General features: G+C 64.6%; 18 protein-coding genes and 1 pseudogene. 8 read left to right on the top strand and 11 right to left on the bottom strand.

Going from position 1 to position 17,738, the window contains the following annotated elements; genetic code table 11:
* Genes RX327_RS11330 through RX327_RS11320 form a run of 3 tightly spaced genes read left to right on the top strand, consistent with a single transcriptional unit; the run spans position 1 to position 2,998 of the window.
* Positions 1 to 1,047, top strand: a complete 1,047-nt coding sequence (locus RX327_RS11330) for a branched-chain amino acid ABC transporter permease (RefSeq protein ID WP_317250284.1) — start codon at positions 1 to 3, stop codon at positions 1,045 to 1,047.
* A gap of 33 nt (positions 1,048 to 1,080) precedes the next feature.
* Complete coding sequence (locus RX327_RS11325) at positions 1,081 to 2,241, top strand: ABC transporter substrate-binding protein (protein ID WP_317250283.1); 1,161 nt, start codon at positions 1,081 to 1,083, stop codon at positions 2,239 to 2,241.
* 4 nt (positions 2,242 to 2,245) lie between these two features.
* The gene (locus RX327_RS11320; protein ID WP_050387896.1) at positions 2,246 to 2,998 is read left to right on the top strand and encodes an NAD(P)H-dependent oxidoreductase; all 753 of its coding nucleotides are present in this window, start codon (positions 2,246 to 2,248) and stop codon (positions 2,996 to 2,998) included.
* A gap of 5 nt (positions 2,999 to 3,003) precedes the next feature.
* Here RX327_RS11320 and RX327_RS11315 read toward each other — a convergent pair whose 3' ends face one another.
* Genes RX327_RS11315 through RX327_RS11290 form a run of 6 tightly spaced genes read right to left on the bottom strand, consistent with a single transcriptional unit; the run spans position 3,004 to position 8,440 of the window.
* Positions 3,004 to 4,197 carry an acyl-CoA dehydrogenase family protein gene (locus RX327_RS11315; protein ID WP_317250282.1) on the bottom strand — a complete coding sequence of 398 codons (1,194 nt, stop codon included), beginning with the start codon at positions 4,195 to 4,197 and terminating at the stop codon, positions 3,004 to 3,006.
* Positions 4,194 to 5,222: an alpha/beta hydrolase gene (locus RX327_RS11310; protein ID WP_317250281.1), complete on the bottom strand. Its 1,029-nt coding sequence runs from the start codon at positions 5,220 to 5,222 to the stop codon at positions 4,194 to 4,196. The genes RX327_RS11315 and RX327_RS11310 overlap by 4 nt, the downstream gene beginning before the upstream one ends.
* On the bottom strand, positions 5,128 to 5,877 hold the full coding sequence (locus tag RX327_RS11305) for an SDR family NAD(P)-dependent oxidoreductase (protein WP_317250280.1): 750 nt from the start codon (positions 5,875 to 5,877) through the stop codon (positions 5,128 to 5,130). The genes RX327_RS11310 and RX327_RS11305 overlap by 95 nt, the downstream gene beginning before the upstream one ends.
* Before the next feature lies 1 nt (position 5,878).
* Positions 5,879 to 6,673 (bottom strand): enoyl-CoA hydratase/isomerase family protein, encoded by a 795-nt coding sequence (locus RX327_RS11300; protein ID WP_317250279.1) that lies wholly within the window; start codon positions 6,671 to 6,673, stop codon positions 5,879 to 5,881.
* 13 nt (positions 6,674 to 6,686) lie between these two features.
* Entirely contained in the window at positions 6,687 to 7,181 is a 495-nt protein-coding gene (locus tag RX327_RS11295; RefSeq protein ID WP_317250278.1) for an aromatic-ring-hydroxylating dioxygenase subunit beta, read from the bottom strand.
* Positions 7,181 to 8,440 carry an aromatic ring-hydroxylating dioxygenase subunit alpha gene (locus tag RX327_RS11290; protein ID WP_317250277.1) on the bottom strand — a complete coding sequence of 420 codons (1,260 nt, stop codon included), beginning with the start codon at positions 8,438 to 8,440 and terminating at the stop codon, positions 7,181 to 7,183. The genes RX327_RS11295 and RX327_RS11290 overlap by 1 nt, the downstream gene beginning before the upstream one ends.
* 142 nt (positions 8,441 to 8,582) lie before the next feature.
* On the opposite strand from RX327_RS11290, the gene RX327_RS11285 reads away from it, so the two are divergent.
* The 4 genes and pseudogenes from RX327_RS11285 (at position 8,583) to RX327_RS11270 (ending at position 11,118) form a co-directional block, all read left to right on the top strand.
* A complete protein-coding gene (locus RX327_RS11285; protein WP_050387900.1) occupies positions 8,583 to 8,852 on the top strand; it encodes a hypothetical protein in 270 nt (89 codons plus the stop codon).
* Between the two features lie 169 nt (positions 8,853 to 9,021).
* Positions 9,022 to 9,255: a hypothetical protein gene (locus RX327_RS11280; RefSeq protein WP_050387901.1), complete on the top strand. Its 234-nt coding sequence runs from the start codon at positions 9,022 to 9,024 to the stop codon at positions 9,253 to 9,255.
* Between the two features lie 397 nt (positions 9,256 to 9,652).
* Positions 9,653 to 9,904 (top strand): annotated as a pseudogene (locus RX327_RS11275) (TonB-dependent siderophore receptor); the annotation flags it as partial.
* Positions 9,904 to 11,118 (top strand): PepSY-associated TM helix domain-containing protein, encoded by a 1,215-nt coding sequence (locus RX327_RS11270; protein ID WP_317250276.1) that lies wholly within the window; start codon positions 9,904 to 9,906, stop codon positions 11,116 to 11,118. The pseudogene RX327_RS11275 and the gene RX327_RS11270, both read left to right, overlap by 1 nt.
* Before the next feature lie 22 nt (positions 11,119 to 11,140).
* Here RX327_RS11270 and RX327_RS11265 read toward each other — a convergent pair whose 3' ends face one another.
* Both RX327_RS11265 and RX327_RS11260 read right to left on the bottom strand, forming a co-directional pair.
* Positions 11,141 to 11,623 (bottom strand): DUF4269 domain-containing protein, encoded by a 483-nt coding sequence (locus RX327_RS11265; RefSeq protein ID WP_244482676.1) that lies wholly within the window; start codon positions 11,621 to 11,623, stop codon positions 11,141 to 11,143.
* A gap of 268 nt (positions 11,624 to 11,891) precedes the next feature.
* Complete coding sequence (locus tag RX327_RS11260; protein WP_317250275.1) at positions 11,892 to 13,529, bottom strand: isocitrate lyase; 1,638 nt, start codon at positions 13,527 to 13,529, stop codon at positions 11,892 to 11,894.
* Between the two features lie 145 nt (positions 13,530 to 13,674).
* Between RX327_RS11260 and RX327_RS11255 the strand changes: the two genes are divergently transcribed.
* Positions 13,675 to 15,108, top strand: a complete 1,434-nt coding sequence (locus RX327_RS11255) for a short-chain fatty acyl-CoA regulator family protein (protein ID WP_028337032.1) — start codon at positions 13,675 to 13,677, stop codon at positions 15,106 to 15,108.
* 9 nt (positions 15,109 to 15,117) lie between these two features.
* On the opposite strand, the gene serA is transcribed toward RX327_RS11255, so the two are convergent.
* The 3 genes from serA to RX327_RS11240 all read right to left on the bottom strand — a co-directional run bounded on the left by serA (position 15,118) and on the right by RX327_RS11240 (position 17,537).
* On the bottom strand, positions 15,118 to 16,371 hold the full coding sequence (serA, locus tag RX327_RS11250; protein ID WP_317250274.1) for a phosphoglycerate dehydrogenase: 1,254 nt from the start codon (positions 16,369 to 16,371) through the stop codon (positions 15,118 to 15,120).
* A 347-nt stretch (positions 16,372 to 16,718) separates the two neighbouring features.
* Positions 16,719 to 17,054: a BA14K family protein gene (locus RX327_RS11245; RefSeq protein WP_050387906.1), complete on the bottom strand. Its 336-nt coding sequence runs from the start codon at positions 17,052 to 17,054 to the stop codon at positions 16,719 to 16,721.
* 186 nt (positions 17,055 to 17,240) lie between these two features.
* Positions 17,241 to 17,537: a hypothetical protein gene (locus RX327_RS11240; protein WP_317250273.1), complete on the bottom strand. Its 297-nt coding sequence runs from the start codon at positions 17,535 to 17,537 to the stop codon at positions 17,241 to 17,243.
* Positions 17,538 to 17,738 lie beyond the last annotated feature (201 nt).

The raw sequence follows: 17,738 nt of genomic DNA, 5'->3' as shown, positions 1-17,738 counted from the left end.
ATGCGCACCGGCGACTACAAGCAGACCTATGGCGAACTCGTCGCCCTGATCGATTCACCCCCGGTCTGGCTGTGGTCGGCGGTGCTGATGCTGGCGCTGATTGCCGCTCCCTACGTGCTGAACGCCTACGCGCTGTCGTTCCTGATGATCATCCTGATCACAGTAATCGGCGCGCTCGGCCTCAACATCCTGACCGGCTACACCGGATTGATCTCGCTTGGCCACGTCGGCTTCCTCGTCGCCGGCGCCTATGCTTATGCGGTGCTGATCACAAAGTACCACATGCCGCCGCTGGTCGGCTTCCTCGGCGCGGGCCTCGTCCCGGCGCTGGCCAGCCTGATCGTCGGTGCGCCGTCGCTGCGCCTGAAGGGCCTCTACCTCGCGATCACGACGCTTGCGTTCTCGTTCATCATCAACACGGTGATCCTGGAGATGCGCTGGCTCACCAACGGCGCCCGCGGCATCTCCGTGCAGCGGCCGGAGATTCTCGGCATCAGCTTCGACGGCGACGCGGCCTTCACCTACCTTTGCCTCGGCGTTGCCACGCTGACCCTGTTCGCCACGCTCAACATTCGCCGCAGCCGGGTCGGTCGGGCTTTTGTCGCGATCCGCGACAACGACACTGCGGCCCGCGTCATGGGCATCAACCTGCATGCCTACAAGCTGCTCGCCTTCGTCACGTCGGCCTTCATTACCGGCCTCGCCGGCGCCCTTTACGGCATCTACCTCTCCTTCGTCAGCGTCGAAGGCTTTCCGTTCCTGCTATCGATCGAGGCGCTCGCGATCCTGATCGTCGGCGGCCTCGGCTCGGCGCTCGGCGCCGTGCTCGGGACCGTTCTGATCGTACTGCTTCCCGAGGCGACGCGCCTCGTCTTCAGCCTCTTCAGCGCGCAGCTCGACGCGGTGTTCACGACCGGGGCGCAGGAGCTGAAGAGCATGCTCTACGGCCTCGTCATCATCCTGTTCCTTCGGTTTCAGCCGCGCGGCCTGGTCGGTGCCTGGCACGACATCCGCCGCGCCTGGGTGAACTGGCCGCTGCGATACTAATCAAAAAAGACGCAACACCATGAGGAGGAGACGATGATCAAACACCTGGCGGCGGCCTCGCTGCTGCTCACCACGGCCTGTCTCGCGACCGGCCCGGCTACTGCCGCCGACCCTGGTATCACCGACACGGAGATCCTGATCGGCGACGTCGAACCGCTCACCGGTCCACCGGCGCTACTTGGCGTCGCCGCTTCGATCGGCCACAAGATCGCGATCACGGAAGCCAACGCCGCCGGCGGCATCAACGGCCGCAAGATCAAGTACGTGCTGGAGGATGACGGCTACGTCACCGCACGCACCATCCAAGGCGCCAAGAAGCTGATCGAGGTCGACAAGGTCTTTGCCATGCTCGGCATGTCCGGCTCCGGCCAGTCGATCGCCGTGATGCCCGTGCTGGAGAAGGCAGGCATCCCGACGGTGATTGACGTCGCGCCGGTCAAGCTGCTGTGGGAGCCGCCGCGCAAGAACGTGTTCGTGGTCGGTCAATCCTACGAGGAAGGAATCATTCATCTCGTCAACTACCTCGCGGAAAAGAACCCCGGCAAGAAATGGGGTCTCATCACACAGGACGACGACTACGGCATCACGGTGCGCGATGGCTTCGATTCCGTGGTCAAGTCGAAGAATCTGAACGTCGTCTACAGCGGCAATTACAAGAAGGGCCAGCAGGATTTCTCGTCCGACATGCTCCAACTGAAGGATTCCGGCGCCGAAGTCTTTCTGGCCGGCGGTATCATCGCGGAGAATATCGCGATGATGAAGGAGCTCGAGAAGCTCAACGTCAAGCCGGTGACCGGCATCTTCTGGCCCGGCCGCGTCGAGCCGGTGCTCAAGCTGATGGGACCGGCCGGCGATGGCATCTTCGCGGTGGACTATGTCGAGCCTTTTGCCGGCGAAGCCGGCAAGGCGTTCCTCGATAAGGCAAAGCCGCTCGTGTCGGAAGCCGAGTTCAAGGGGATCAATCGCTACACGATGAGCGGCTATGCCGCGGCCAAGGTCCTGATCGCGGCGATCGAGCGTTGCGGCAAGCAGCCGACCTGGGCCTGTACGATCAGCGAGCTGGAGAAGACCAAGAATGTCGAGACCGGCGTGATGGCTCCGATCAGCTTCGGACCCGGCATCCGCTTCTCGAACCAGAAGCTGCAGATCATGCAGGCCGATACGGCGACGGTCAGCTTCAAGCCGGTAAACTAGAGAGATGAAGGTCCTGATCGTCTTTGCCCATCAGGAGGCGCAGTCGTTCAACGCTGCACTGCTGGCGCGGTCGGTGGCGGAACTGACCGCGCTCGGGCACACGGTCAGGATCTCCGATCTCTACGCCATGCGGTTCAACCCGGTGGCGACCGCCGAAGATTTTGGCGCGCGGCGGTTTCCCGACCGGCTGCAATATGACCGCGAGCAGAAATACAACCTGCAGCACGGGGCACTCAGCGGCGATATCGCCGCCGAGATCGAGAAGCTGCTGTGGTGCGACCTCTTGATCCTGCAGTTTCCGCTGTGGTGGTTCTCCGTCCCCGCCATCATGAAAGGCTGGATCGACCGCGTGTTCGTCAATGGCGCAATTTACGGCAGCGGCCGCCGCTACGACACCGGCGGCCTCAACGGCCGCCGCGCCATGGTCGTGACCTCGACCGCCGCCTATCCCGGCATGTGCGCGTCCGACGGGCTGGTCGGTGCGCTCGATGTGGTGCTGTGGCCGATCCAGAACGGCATGCTGGCCTATGCCGGCTGCAAGGTGCTGCCGCCGTTTGTGTCGTATTCAGTGAACTTCGTCGACGAGGCCACGCGGCACCGCTATCTCGACGACTATGCCGAACGGCTGCGGCAGCTCGAGACCACCGAGCCGCTGTTCTTCCATCCGCTCGCGGATTTCGGCGAGGACTGGCGGCTGAAGCCGGGCATTGCGGCGCGGACGGTCGGCCAGGGCAAGCCGGCGGCCCGTAGGGGCTGAGCCCCTCACATCCGCTTCGCGACTTCTTCCAGCATGACTTCGGTGGCGCCGCCGCCGATGGTCAGGACCCGCGCATCCCGAACCATGCGCTCGATCGGCGTGCCGCGCATGAAGCCGCTGCCGCCGTGCAACTGCAGACAGCCGTGCACGACTTCGTGCAGCACCTCGGGCGACAGCGCCTTGACCATCGACACTTCGCGCAGGCAATCCTGCCCGGCCGCCGCGAGCTCGGCGGCCTGATAGGCCAGCGCCCGCGCCGCCGCCGCCTTGGCCGCGAGCTGGGCGAGCTTCAGCCGCACGGCCTGCTGGTTCCAGAGCGGTCCGCCGAACACCTGCCGTGTCTTCACGTAGTTTGCCGTCAGCTCGATCGCCTTGGCGGATTCCCCGGCGCAGATGCCGCCGATGCAGATGCGCTCGTTCTGGAACGTCTCCATGATGCCGTAGAAGCCCTTGTTCTCCTCTCCAAGCAGAGCACTGGCCGGTACACGGACGTCCTGGAAGGCGATTTCGGCGGTGTCCGAGCAGAGCCAGCCATGCTTGTCGAGCTTGGTCACGGCGATGCCGGGCAGATTGCGCTCGACGACGAACAGCGAAAGACCGCGGCTGCCCTTGGCATGCGGATCGGTACGGGCCGCGACGATCAGGATATCGCCGTAGACCGCGTTGGTGATGAACATCTTGGAGCCGTTGATCACCCAGCCGTCGCCATCGCGGGTTGCCCGGGTCTTCAGGCCCGCAACGTCGGAGCCGGCGTCTGGCTCGGTCACTGCGATCGAGCAGATGGTCTCGCCGCGGATGATCGCCGGCAAATATTTCTGCTTCTGCTCCGGCGTGCCGCGCAGCGAGATGTGCACCGCCGACATGTCGGTGTGCACCAGGGTCGACGACGTAAACCCGCCGAAACTCGAGCGTCCCAGCTCCTCGGCGAACACCATCGAGGCCAGCGGTCCCATGTCGGCGCCGCCATACTCCGGCGCATGGCGCATGCCGAGGAATCCGAGCGCGCCCATGCGGCGAAAGATCTCGCGCGGGATCTTGCCGTCGCGCTCCCAGCCGTCGCCATGCGGCACCACCTCCCTCTCGACAAAGCGGCGTACCTGCTCGCGCAGCATGCGAAGCTCCTCGGGCAGATTGGGCTGCTCCGAGAATTGGAATTCGGTCTCAGTGAGCTGGCGCGGATCCGACGTCATGACGTTCATTGTGGCGCCCTCTGATGGCCGATGTGAAGATGGTTGCGCAAAAAAGCTGCCAGCGATGCGATCGCCTCGCGCGCCTGCGGGATTTCCGGGAACATCTGGAACACGTGGATCATGCCATCGAAGACCTGCAGCTCGACGTTGACGGCGGCAGCCCTGGCTCTGGCGGCGAGCTCGGTCGAATCGTCGCGCACCGTCTCGCGGTCGCCGACCTGGATCAGAAGCGGCGGCAGACGGCTGAGATCGGCATAAAGCGGCGAGGCGAGCGGATTGCTGACATCGCCGTCCTTGCCGAGATAATTCCTGGCGAGCGCCAGGATCATAGCACGCTGGTGGATCGGATCGGCCTCGGCCCTGCTCTGATAGCTGGCGCCGCTCGCGGTAAGATCGGTCCAGGGCGACATCAGCGCGCCGGCGGCGGGCAGCGGCAAACCACGGTCGCGCGCCGCCAGCATTGTGCACAGCACGAGATTGCCGCCGGCCGAATCCCCGGCGAAGGCGATATCCGCCGGATGCAGCCCCTGCTCGCGCAGATATCGATAGGCAATCAGCGCATCATCCAGCGCAGCCGGAAACCGATGCTCAGGGGCGAGCCGGTAATTGATCGAGAGCACGCGGCAGCCGGATGCATCGGCAATACGTGCGGCCAGGTCGCGATGCGACGCGACCGAGCCGATGCGGAAACCACCGCCGTGAAAATAGAGGATCACCTTGTCGTGTGGCGCATCTGTCGGCACGAGCCATTCGCCGTCGACCTCGCCGGCAGAGACCGGCTGGCACGTCACCGGCACCGAGCAGCCGGCAAAGGCGGCGTCCCAGTCGTCGCGCATCTGCGCCACTGACGTCTCGCGGGTCCAGCCGCGATAGATCGTGCGCAAGCGCTCGATCGCGCGATCGACAGGCGTGATTGCGATATCGTCCGCGCTGTCCATTTCAGCCGCCGATGCCCATGCCGCCGGAAACGCCGAGCGTCTCTCCGGTGATATAGGCGGCCTGGTCGGAAGCCAGGAACAGCGCGGCAGCCGCAACCTCTTCGGGCTCGCCGAGGCGGCCGAGCAGCGTTGCACCGGTCATTGCCTGCAGGATCCTGTCGCCGCCCTTTGCCACCGCCTTCTCCAGCATCGGCGTGCGGATCGGTCCCGGCGCGATCGCGTTCGCGGTGATGCCATAGCGTGCATTCTCCCGCGCGATGCTCCGGGTGAACGAGATCACGCCGCCCTTGGCCGCGGAGTAGACCGCACCCCCTTTTGAGCCGAGCCGGGCGGCTTCGGAAGTGATGTTGATGATGCGGCCGTACCTTGCAGCCTGCATCGCCGGCAGGACGGCGTGGGTGCAGGCCAGAACGGACGTGAGATTGACCGCGATCAGCTTCGCCCAGTCCTGCGGCGTTGTTTCCGTGAAAAAGGCGTGCTGGTCGATCCCGGCATTGTTGACCAGGATGTCGAACGGCCCGTGCTGCGCCATCACGGCCTGCACTGCTGTAGCATCGCTGACGTCCAATCCTGCAACGCCGGCGCCGGTTTCGCGCGCCAGCTCCGAGGCCGCGGCGACATTGAGATCGGCGATCACGACCCTCGCGCCCGCGCCGGCAAAGCTGCGGGCGATCGCAGCACCGATGCCCCGCGCGCCGCCGGAGACGAAGGCGCGGCGGCCATCGAGACGTCCGAATGGCAAGCTCGCCACCTCAGCGTCCCGCGAAGACGGGCTTGCGCCGCTCGATGACGGCGGCAAGGCCCTCGCGCGCGTCGGCCATGCCCGACAGCTCCGAGACCGTGCGCGCCTCTTCGGACAGGCATTGCTCGATACTCGTCCCGGTGCCGGCCCAGACCAGGCGCTTGGTCGCGGCAAGCGCCTTCGGCGCGCCGGCGGCGAGCTCGCGCGCCAGCGCCAGCGAGGCCTCAGTGAGTTCGTCGTCAGGAACGACCTTGGTGACGATTCCCATGTGCAACGCTTCCGCCGCCGGGATCACGGGATTGGTGAGGAGGATCGACATCGCGCGCCGCAGGCCCACCAGGCGGGACAGCGTGACGGATACGCCCGCATCCGGCGCCATCGCCACCCGCGTCGCCCCCGCAAGGAACCTGGCCGACTCGGCCGCGATGACGATGTCGGAGGCGCAGACGAGGCCGAAGCCGCCGCCGCCCGCCGCAAAGCCGTGCACCGAGGCGATGACGGGTGCTTCGAGCCGCAGCAAACCGGTGACCGCATTCTGCAGATAGGCCGTCGCCTGGCGGATATAGTCCGGCAATTTCTCGCCCTTGGATGCAAAGGCACGCACGTCGCCACCGGCGCAGAAGTTCGCGCCCTCGCCGCTCAGCAGCACCACGCGCAGATCGGGGTGGCCGTGACACGCCATGATGGCATCGCAGAGCGCGCCGAGAAGCTCGACGCTCATCCCGTTCGCGGCATCGGGCCGGTTGAGACGCAGATGCGCGATGCCCTCGGTGATGTCGAGCAGAACGGGGCCCTTGTCGATCATGGCGCGTTTTCCTCTAGACTAGGAATGACAGCGTGTAGATCGCCTTGTCGTTGTTGACGAGCACCACCTTCTTGTAAGCCATGCGCAATTCGCCATCGACATGGCGCAGCCGGTATTCGTTGCGAGCGGCCCACAGCGTGTCGTCGCGCAAGCTCGATTCGAAGATCAGGCTGTTGCTGGCCACCGCAATGTCGCCGCCCGGCTGCTCGTCCATCAGCTCGATGTTGGAGACGAGCCGGCGCAAATTCGATTGCGGCGTCTGGGTGAAATGCTTGCCTGTCATGAGCTGGCGCACGCGCAGGGCTATCCGCGATCGATTGTCGTAGATGATGGACATCTCCCGCTCCGGATCGATATTGGCGCCGTTGGCCGGCACCCAGTAGACGCCGTCATCGGTCCAGAGCCTTTCCCAGGCTTCGTATTGATGCTCGTCCTGCAAGCGCGCCTCGCGATTCAGGAAGGCGGTCACGGCGCTCATCAGCGTGGCGCTGCTCTCGCGCGACAGCATCAGGCGGCCTCCATCAGCTTGCGATAGTGGGCCCAGATGCCGCGCGACGGCACCTCGTCCGTGACGTGGCCGACCTTGAAGCCGAGCTCGTCCCGGCGCTCGCGCTTTTCGCCGCGGCCGAGAAAGACCCACTCCGGATTGCGCGCCAGCACGCCGCGATGGCAGCGCTCGTACATCTCGGAATCATCGGCGAGCAGGAAGCCGGCCGGGCCGACGGAGCCCATGGTCTGCTGGCGCAGGCGGCGGTTGAGCTCGGGCGCCCCCTTGAACTGGAGCGCAGTGACGTGCTGCACGCTGTCGTCGACACCGAGCGGTTGAATGACGAACATCTGGATTTCGGCAATGAACAGGTTCGGGAAGATCATCACATGCGGCGTGCCGTCGATCATGATCTCGCGCGCGGACGTATCGCCATAAGCCGCCTTCATGCGCGCCGCGTAGTCGGGCAAGCGCTCTTCACTGGTGCCGAACCAGCTCATCGGCAGATCGCGCTTGCGAAACTCGGGCCGCAGGTCGATCTCCGTGTGGCCGTTGCCGTAGTCGCGGGTCAACGCAGTCGAGGTCCCGCCATAGAGCTTGCCGATCATGCTGTCGGCGACGCCGAAGATCGAGGTGTGAACGAAGGCCGGATGGTACCCGTCACACTCGTTCTCCAGGATGAACTTCCAGTTCGCCTTCACGCGATGCTTGAGGAAGCCCGCCGTGATCTCGACCTCGCCCTCCGGCGAGGTGCGCGCCAGCCGGTCGATGGTCTCGGCGGCGCCTCCGAGATGCTCCTTCAGCGTTGGCCCATCGGCGGCGAAGGAGCCGAACACGAACCCGCGGTAGGATTCGACGCGCGTCACCCGACCGAGCGCGAGCTCGGCCCTGTCCTGTCCCTCGTAGCCGTCGGGGAAGGCATAGCCGACCAGGCGGCCGTCATTGGCGAACGTCCATGAGTGGAACGGACAGGTGAAGGACCGCGCATTGCCGCGCTCATAGGAGCAGACCTGATTGCCGCGATGGGAACAGCGGTTGAGCAGCAGGTTGACCTTTCCCTGCTCGTCGCGCGTCATGATCACGGATTGCGGGCCGATCGACTTGACGACGTAGTCGTTGGCCTTAGGGACCTCGCTCTCGTGGCCGACATAGACCCAGGTCCGATACCAGATGTTCTGCAGCTCCGCCTCGAAGATCTCGGGATCGGTATAGAGCGACCCATGCACCCGGTCGGGCCGGATCAACCGTTCCCATGGCGAGGCGCCGGTCATTATGTTCATCGTTCCGTCTCCCTCACCGATCGCCTGCGGCCGACGTTTTCTTCGACGGTCAATAATAATCCGAACGGTCGTTCGACTAATAGCACACCTGGGACAGGCCAGCAAGCGGCTTTACGATCGCCGCCCCGGCCCATGCGGACAGATGCAATTCTCGGTGGTCGGCGACGGCACGGGTCAGCCTGGCGCGACGGCTTCGCTGCGCCCGCGATCTGCGATCTGGCGCTACATCGACTCCCGCGTCGTCGCGAACGCTACCTTGAGCGGAGCGCAGATCCTGCGCCGCAGCGGCCGTTCGATCTCAGCGCGGCATCGCAATTGTGACCGCCGCGGAGATTCGCGCCGCGGCTTCCCCCTCAAGGAAGGGCAACCCATCACCAAACAACAGTTGAAGCCACATGGCGGTCGCGGCTGAGTTGCAGCCATTGCGGGTCATCGGTTCCATCGCCTGTTGAGTCCCGGCAACACCGCCGAACAAAATGCGCAATCGTGCAGATTGCGGCGTTGTGAACCACGAAGGTGCCGCATCCCTGTCAAATCCTGTCTGCGGGTGGCGCAACAAAAACACTTTGGGGAAAACCTACATGCAGCAGGCACCGCTGGGCGCACGGAGTGCGGAATCGTCTGGATATGTTCTCTACTTCCAGTTCGCCAGCAATGGCACAAGACGCGCGTGCAGTCTGACGATCCAGGCGGAAAGTGCCAACGAGGCGGCGCGGATCTTTCGCGAGAACTGGAACGAGATCGAATCGATGGCGCGCGACGGCGTGAGCACCGGAGTGGTCGGCAAGGCGCCGGTCAGCCTGGCGTTGTCGTGAGGCGCATCGCGCGGCCGACGGCAAACCATACACCCGAGATGTGACAGGACCACGGCCGCAACCTCAGGCGACGATGGCACGGCCATTTGACGCGCAGACGCGACAAGCAGGTCACGAGGTTCAGGGCTCGCGCACGCGCGCGAGCCCTGTCGCGTCTTAGAATAATTCAAATCCATTCCGGTTAGAGAGATTCAAGTCTGCTCCGGTTCTTTTCGCGCGCGCCGACTGCTAGAGGCGCGCCGTGAACGAGTTCGCGTGAATCGGAAGTGCAAGAGTGCCCGTGAATGCTGATGGCCGGGTTGTCGGCGACCGTCGAAATGCCGCCGACAAGGGCCGCACCCATCTGCTGATCGGCGCAGCGAAGCCTGCCGGGCAGGGTGGTGCCGAAATCATAGATCGCCTCGGCGGCGGCGCGCGCTATGTCGGCGACCGGCCAGGCGATGCCGCGAACAGCTTCGTGCCGCCAGCCTACACGGTCGCGGACGTGTTTGCGACCTACGAGACCAAGGTCCAGTCGTTCCCGGTAATCTATCAGCTCAACGTCAAGAACCTGTTCGACACCGTCTACTATACCTCCGCCAACAGCATCCTGACGGTCGCGATGGGCGACGCGCGGCGCTTCTCGCACTCGGCGACGGTGAAATTCTGATGCGTGACGTTTGGCGCCCGATCAAGGCTGCACTGCTGCAGGTCCATTCCCTGGTTGGCCTTGTGTTGGCGCTGGTATGGGCCGTGGTCGGCCTCACCGGCGCGACGATGGCCTTTGAGGATGAGATCGAGGCCAGCCTGAACAGTCAGATGATGCGCGTCGAGGCCAGCGCGACCCAACGGCTCACGCCGGACGAGTTGATCGCGCGGCTGGCGGCGGCGGGCGATTTCAGCAAGGTCTCGGCCGTGACGATGTCGAGCGATCCATCGGCCGCGGCCCGCATCCGTTTCGCTCGCAGCGAAGGCGGCACGCGGCCGTCCTCGGTCTATGTCGACCCCTATGACGGGCACGTGCTCGGCTCGCCGCGCGGCGAGGACTTTTTCGCAACCGTCCGCAAGCTGCATCGCTGGCTGCTGTTGCCGGGTGACGGCAATGGCATCGGCCGCAAGATCACCGGGTCGGCTGCGATCTGCCTGATCGTGATGCTGATCACCGGCCTCGTGTTGCGCTGGCCGCGCCGCGCTGGCAGCGTGAAGATGTGGCTGAAGCCGAATCTCGCGCTGAGCGGCCGCGGACTGCACCGGTCGCTGCATGCGGTGATCGGCACCTGGGTGCTTCCGATCTATCTGGCGATGACGCTCACCGGGCTGTGGTTCTCTTTCGAATGGTATAAGGACGGCGTGACCTGGCTGTTGGCGCGGCCTCAGGCCATAGCAAACGCGATGCAATCCAAGCCGCCGCGCGGCGGCGCGGCTGCCGAGAGCAAGGGTCAAGCCAAGACCGAAGCGAAGGCCGAGGCAAAGCCGCTTGCCTTCGATCACGTCTGGTCGGCGTTCCTGCAGCAGGAGAACAACAGTTACGGAAGGGCCCTCATGACGCTGCCGGCCGGCGCGGGCACGGCCGTGCGCGTGCGGTCATGGCCGCAGGATTCGACACGCGAGGCGGTGCGTGACGAATTCCGTATCGATGCCCTTACCGGCCGCCTCATCTCATCGGATCGCTACGCCGACAAGACGTTTGGCGAACGCGTCCTCGCCAGCGTGCTCGACATCCACCGCGGTGCGATTCTGGGATGGCCCGGCAAGCTCGCGTTCATGCTGGCCGCCGCCATGATGCCGCTGTTTGCCGCGACCGGCCTGCTGCTTTATCTGTCCCGCCGCAAGCACCGGCGCCTGGCGCGGCCGCCGGTCGGCCACCTCGTTCCCGGTGAATGAAGCCGTTTCATCAATTTGGCGCTCAGCCGAGATCGCACGCCGCGAGCCGGGCACGTAACTCGGCGTCCGTTTCGGCCGCGAGCTCAAGCAATCCACGATAGGGGTCGCCCGATATCCCGAGCACGGCAGCGAACGCAGGCTCGGTCTTGAGACCGCCCGCCCTCAATTCGCTGACGGCTCGCCGCAGCGGCCCATCGTCAAGCGCAAGCAGCCGCCGTTCGACCTCGAAGTGGATCCAGCCTCGTTGCTGCTCCACTGGACGCTGATCACCGAACAGTTCGAACGGCCAGCCGTCGCACACAAAGCGGGCAATCACCGGCCGCGTCCCCGAGGTCCATCGGAAAAGAGCGAAATCATCGCGCGCTTGATAGTGAGCCCAAACGACGTCCGCGAATGCGTTCGGGTCGGACGCATGGCAGACGATATCGATGTCGCTGCCGGGCACGGCGAGACCGAGCGGCAGCGTTCCGACGATACGGGGATCGAACGGCTTCAGCCGTTCCATCACGGCGGAGCTGGTGACGGCGGATGCGTAGTGCCCGACACTCATCGCGTGGCATGCCCTCGAGATCGCAGCGACGCATTACCACACGCGCATGGTACGCGCGAACCTCTGCAGATGGGCGGGCTTGAGGGGAAGCGAGCCCAAAAACGTTACGGGGCGATCTCGACCGCGTCACCGTGGTCGAAGATCGCCCCGCCGCCGGCGGACAGGCCAGGCTGCTCGCGCGCCAGGCCGTCCGGCCGATAGTCGAAATGATCCGTTCGATCGATTAGCCGAACTGGTTCATCGTGTTGTGGGCGCCGCCCGCCTTCAGGGCCGCCTCGCCGGCGAAGTACTCCTTGTGGTCGTCGCCGATGTCGGAGCCGGCCATGTTCTGATGCTTCACGCAGGCAATGCCCTGACGGATCTCGGCGCGCTGGACGTTCTTGACGTAACCCAGCATGCCCTGCTCGCCGAAATACTCCCTGGCCAGATTGTCGGTCGAGAGCGCTGCCGTGTGATAGGTCGGCAACGTGATCAGGTGGTGGAAGATGCCGGCGCGCTTGGCCGAATCCGCCTGGAAGGTGCGGATGCGCTCGTCGGCTTCCTTTGCCAGCGGCGTGTCGTCGTACTCCGCCTTCATCAACTCGGCACGGTTGTACTTGCTGACGTCCTTGCCGGCCTCCTTCCAGGCGTCGAAAACCTGCCAACGGAAGTTGAGGGTCCAGTTGAACGAGGGCGAGTTGTTGTAGGCCAGCTTCGCGTTCGGAACCACCTTGCGGATGCGGTCGACCATCTTCGCGATCTGCTCGATATGCGGCTTCTCCGTCTCGATCCAGAGCAGGTCGGCGCCGTTCTGCAGCGAGGTGATGCAGTCCAGCACGCAGCGATCTTCGCCGGTGCCCGGACGGAACTGGTAGAGGTTGGAGGGCAGCCGCTTCGGACGCATCATCTTGCCGTTGCGGTTGATGATGACGTCGCCGTTCCTGGCGTTCTCCGCCGTGACTTCCTCGCAATCCAGGAAGCTGTTGTACTGGTCGCCGATGTCGCCGGGCTTGTGGCTGACGGCGATCTGCTGCGTCAGGCCGGCACCGAGCGAGTCGGTGCGGGTCACGATGACGCCGTCTTCGACGCCGAGCTCGAGGAAGGCGTGGCGGCAGGCACGGATCTTCGCCAGGAAGACCTCATGCGGCACGGTGACCTTGCCGTCCTGGTGGCCGCACTGCTTCTCGTCCGAGACCTGGTTCTCGATCTGCAGCGCACAGGCGCCCGCCTCGATCATCTTCCTGGCGAGCAGATAGGTCGCCTCGGCATTGCCGAAGCCGGCGTCGATGTCTGCGATGACGGGCACGACATGGGTCTGGAAGTTGTCGATCTTCTCGATCAGCTCCTTCTCACGGGTCTTGTCGCCTTCCTTGCGCGCCTTGTCGAGGGCGCGGAAGATATCGTTCAGCTCGCGCGAATCCGCCTGGCGCAGGAAGGTGTAGAGCTCTTCGATCAGCGCCGGCACCGAGGTCTTCTCGTGCATCGACTGGTCGGGCAGCGGACCGAACTCGGAGCGCAACGCGGCGATCATCCACCCCGAGAGATAGAGGTAGGTGCGATCGGTCTTGCCGAAGTGCTTCTTGACCGAGATCAGCTTCTGCTGGGCGATGAAGCCGTGCCAGCAGCCGAGCGACTGGGTGTACTTGGTGGGGTCGCCGTCATAGGCGGCCATGTCCGCGCGCATCAAGGCCGCGGTGTAGCGGGCGACGTCGAGACCGGTCTTGAAGCGGTTCTGCAGGCGCATGCGCGCGACGGCCTCGGCCGTCACACCGTTCCAGGTGTCCTTGGTCTTGAGCAGCGCTTCGGCCGCCTCGATCTCGCTCTGATACGAAGCCGGTCCCTGGATGGCCCGGTCGCTGATCCCGCGCGGTTGGAAGTTCATGTCCGTGATCCCTTCGGTGACGAAATAACTGCACCGTTTGTCACCCGCGGCGCCATCCGGAGCTAGACCTGGCGCGGAAAACTTGTCATAACTTACAAGAAAGCGTTGTATTGTTGTAAGAATCTTACAAACCTTGGATAAGGCGATGGTAACCTCAAGCGCCCGTTCCGTTTTCATGGGTCCACGACTGCGCCGGCTGCGGCGCGACCTCGGGCTGACCCAGGCCGACATGGCCGCCGATCTCGAAATCTCGGCCCCCTATGTGGCGCTGCTGGAACGCAATCAGCGCCCGGTGACGGCCGACATGCTGCTGCGGCTTGCCCGCACCTACAAGATCGATCTGGCCGATCTCGCCGGTGACGGCGGTGCCGATCACACCGCCCGCATGCAATCGATTTTGAAGGAACCGATGTTTGCCGACATCGACATCCCCGCGCTCGAGGTCAGCGACCTCGCAGTCAGCTACCCCGGAATGACCGAGGCGTTCCTGCGCCTCTACACCGCCTATCGCGAAGAGCAACTGGCGCTTGCGGAGCGCAGGGCTCCGGACATGGCGATCGCTTCACCGGGTCAGGAGAACTTTGACGCCAACGATCCCGTCGCGGAGGTCCGACGATTTCTCGCCGCGCGCCGCAACAATTTTGCCAGCCTCGACGATGCCGCCGAGCGGCTCGTCCACGAACCGGCCGGACCGGCCGGATTTATCGAGCGGCTTCGGGAGCGACATAAACTCCAGGTCCGTTATCTGCCGCCGAACGTCATGCTGGGTTCGATCAGGCGACTGGACCTTCATCGCAGACAATTGCTGCTGGAGGACTCGCTCGATACCGCGGGCCTCAATTTTCAGCTGGCCAAGCAACTTGCCTATCTGGAACTGGAAAACGAGATCGGTGCCGCCGTCGAAGCCGGCAAGTTCACGACCAAAAGCGCCGAACTGCTGGCCCGCCGTGCGCTTGCGGCCTACGCCGCCGCCGCACTCATCATGCCGTATTCCGTATTCGCGAAAGCGGTCGAGGCGCGCCGCTACGATCTGGAAGCGCTGGCGCGTCAATTCGGCACCAGCTTCGAGCAGATCGCGCACCGCGTCACGACCTTGCAACGGCCGGGTCTTGAGAAGGTCCCGTTCTTCCTGATCCGGGTCGATCCGGCCGGCAACATTTCCAAGCTGCTTGACGGCGCCGGCTTCCCGTTTGCAAAGCACGGCGGCGCATGTCCGCTGTGGTCAGTGCATGATATCTTCAAGACGCCGCGCCAGATCGTCACGCAATGGCTGGAATTGCCCGACGGACAGCGGTTCTTTTCGATCGCCCGCACCGTGACCGCCGGCGGCGGCGCGTTCGGCGCCATCCGCGTCGAGCGGGCGATCGCGATCGGCTGCGCCGCCGAACATGCGGGCCAGTTGATCTACACGCGCGACGGACAGGGACCGAATGCCGACGAGCCGACGCCGATCGGCGTCGCATGCCGGGTCTGTCATCGCCCAAGATGCGCGGCGCGGTCGGCGCCGCCGATCGGACGCGAGATTCTTCCGGACGATTTCAGGACCTCGAGCGTGCCGTTCGGCTTCTCGGCGGATTGACGAAGTCGATCACCCCTGCGGCCGGTTCGCGTCATACAGCACCCGCACGCGGATCGTGCCGTCAATGGCTCTCAAATCGGCCAACAATCCCTCGCCCTCGCCGCCGACCACGTCGGTCTCGAGCACGACATAGCCGACTTCCGGATCGGTCTGCAGATATTGCGCCAGGATATTGATCCCGTGCCGGGAGACCGCGTCGTTGACCTGGCGCATGACGCCGGGAACGTTGCGATGAACATGGATGAAACGGGTGCCGGTCGGTCGCGCCGGCAATTGCACCTGCGGAAAATTGACCGCGCCGAAGGTCGATCCGACATCGGAATAGTCGATCAGCTTGCGCGCGACTTCGCCGCCGATGCGATCCTGCGCTTCTTCCGTCGAACCGCCGACATGCGGCGTGAGGATGACGTTAGGGAGACCTTGCAGCGGCGAGACAAAGCGCGCCTCGTTCGACACCGGCTCGACCGGAAACACGTCGACCGCAGCACCCGCCAGCCGGCCCTCACGCAGCGCGCTCGCCAGCGCATCGAGATCGACCACGGTCCCGCGCGAGTTATTGATCAGATGGGCCTCAGGCTTCATCAGCTGGAGCTGGGCCGCGCCAATCATGTTGGCGGTGGCCGGCGTCTCCGGCACATGCAGCGATACGACGTCGCTGGCTGCGAGCAACGCGTCGAGCGATTCGGCGGGCTCCGTATTGCCGTGACGAAGCTTGTCGGTGCGGTCGAAGTAGATCACGCGCATGCCCATGGCTTCGGCCAGCGTCGAGAGCTGCGAGCCGATATTGCCGTAGCCGACGATGCCCAGCGTGCGGCCGCGCACCTCGCGGCTGCCGGTCGCCGACTTGTCCCAGCCGCCCTGATGGGCCGAGACCGAGCGCGGAAAGATCCGCCGCAGCAGCATCACGATCTCGCCGATGGTCAGCTCCGCCACGCTGCGGGTGTTGGAGTATGGCGCGTTGAAGACGGGGATCCCCAGCTTCCGCGCGGCGTCGAGATCGACCTGATTGGTGCCGACCGAAAAGCAGCCGACAACGAGCAATCGGTCGGCGGCCTCCAGGATGTCCGCGGTCAACTGGGTTCGCGAGCGAATTCCCAGCATATGGATGCCTGACAGCGCCTGCCTGAGTTCTTTGGGTCCCAGCGCCTTGGGCAGACGTTGCAGCTCGGTATAGCCGTTCGCCTCGAACATCCGGGCCGCGGATTCGTTCACGCCCTCCAGCAGCAGCACGCGTATTTTGGTCTTGGGAAGCGACAACATCATCGAGATCCGGATTCGTAAGGTTCGGGCAGATCCTGCCACGAGCGCAGTTTCGACGGATCGCGTGATAGCATAGAAAACGATCCCGTCAGAAGCCGCCGTGGGCCGCCCGCGCTGCGATTCCCGATGAAGCCCTTCGATCCGCGCATCCAGGCGCGGAGCGGGAACCCGTTCAGTCAAAGGTCCTGGCCAATTCGCCGGCAGAAGCCGCGTTGCAGCTCCTGGGGCGCTCGAACGCCCGCTCCGGCTCCCTGGCCGGAGCTCCATTCGTGCTCAGCTCGGCGCCGAAGGCTATTGTCTGGAGCGGCGGTTTCACTTCCCCGTCCCGGCGCCGCAAGGCTGCTGCCGTCTCATTGGCAGGGATATCGCCGGCCGTCCTTTGCCTGGAACGTATTCGACGCCGCATCGTACGACCGATAACGCTGGGCGCAGGACGCTGCATGCTGCTGGGCGGCAGCAGCTTCCTGCTGCGCGGCGGCGTTGGCTGCGCCGGCCGCGATAACGCCGCCGATGAGGCCACCGACCAGTCCGCCGACGGCCGCGCCGCCGCCATTGTCGTAGCACTGCCCGTAACGGCACCAGACCTTCTCCGTCAACGACGGCACTGCTGCCGCAACGCCGGCACCGTGCTGCAACGGAGCCGAAATGGCGGAGGCCGAAAACACCGTGGCAGCGGTGGCGGCCATCAAAACGACTCTCAGAAAGCGAGCCCTACGCATCATATCTCCTGCTTTATTGCTGTGGGCGCAGGCCGACACCTGCGCCCCGATTCCCAAACATGGATGGGCTCGCCTGGTCTCAGACCGGACACACCCGGACACGCGCGGCCGGTTACAATTCGCGCGTCAGCCTGAATTCACGGATGGGCGAGTTCATTGGCCGGCTGCGTTCACGACGCGGCAGAGGTTATCGCCGATACCTGGAGCCAACTGTCCCGGCGGCAGGATGAAGGTCGCATCGACGCGGCTGCCTTTGCCATCCTTGCGGACGACGACTTGCAACGTTTGCGGCCGGCCGGAGCCGGTGGTCTCCTGCTGGGTGGTCAGCGTGCCGAGTTTCTTGTCGACGTTCACACCGACAAAACCCTCGGCCAGAACGGCGCGGGACACCTTGTCGAGGGCAGCACCGGGATTGACCGACGGAAAGGTCATCCAGGTCTTGTGCGTCATGCCCGTTACCATCGGAACGCCGGTGCTCTGGACGTGATCTGCGCAACCATCGGCCAGCGCGGGCATGGACGAAAGAACTGTAAGCGCGAGTACGCAAGTAATCCTTGTAAGCATGCTTTCATAACCCGTTTGAGTTGGTCGTGACGATTTAGGCCAAATGGGCTACGAGTCCATGGACGACGTCGCATTCCGGATGCAGGC

Source organism: Bradyrhizobium sp. BEA-2-5, from assembly GCF_032918025.1.
Classification (GTDB): domain Bacteria; phylum Pseudomonadota; class Alphaproteobacteria; order Rhizobiales; family Xanthobacteraceae; genus Bradyrhizobium; species Bradyrhizobium pachyrhizi.
This window is presented reverse-complemented; position numbering and strand designations above follow the sequence as displayed.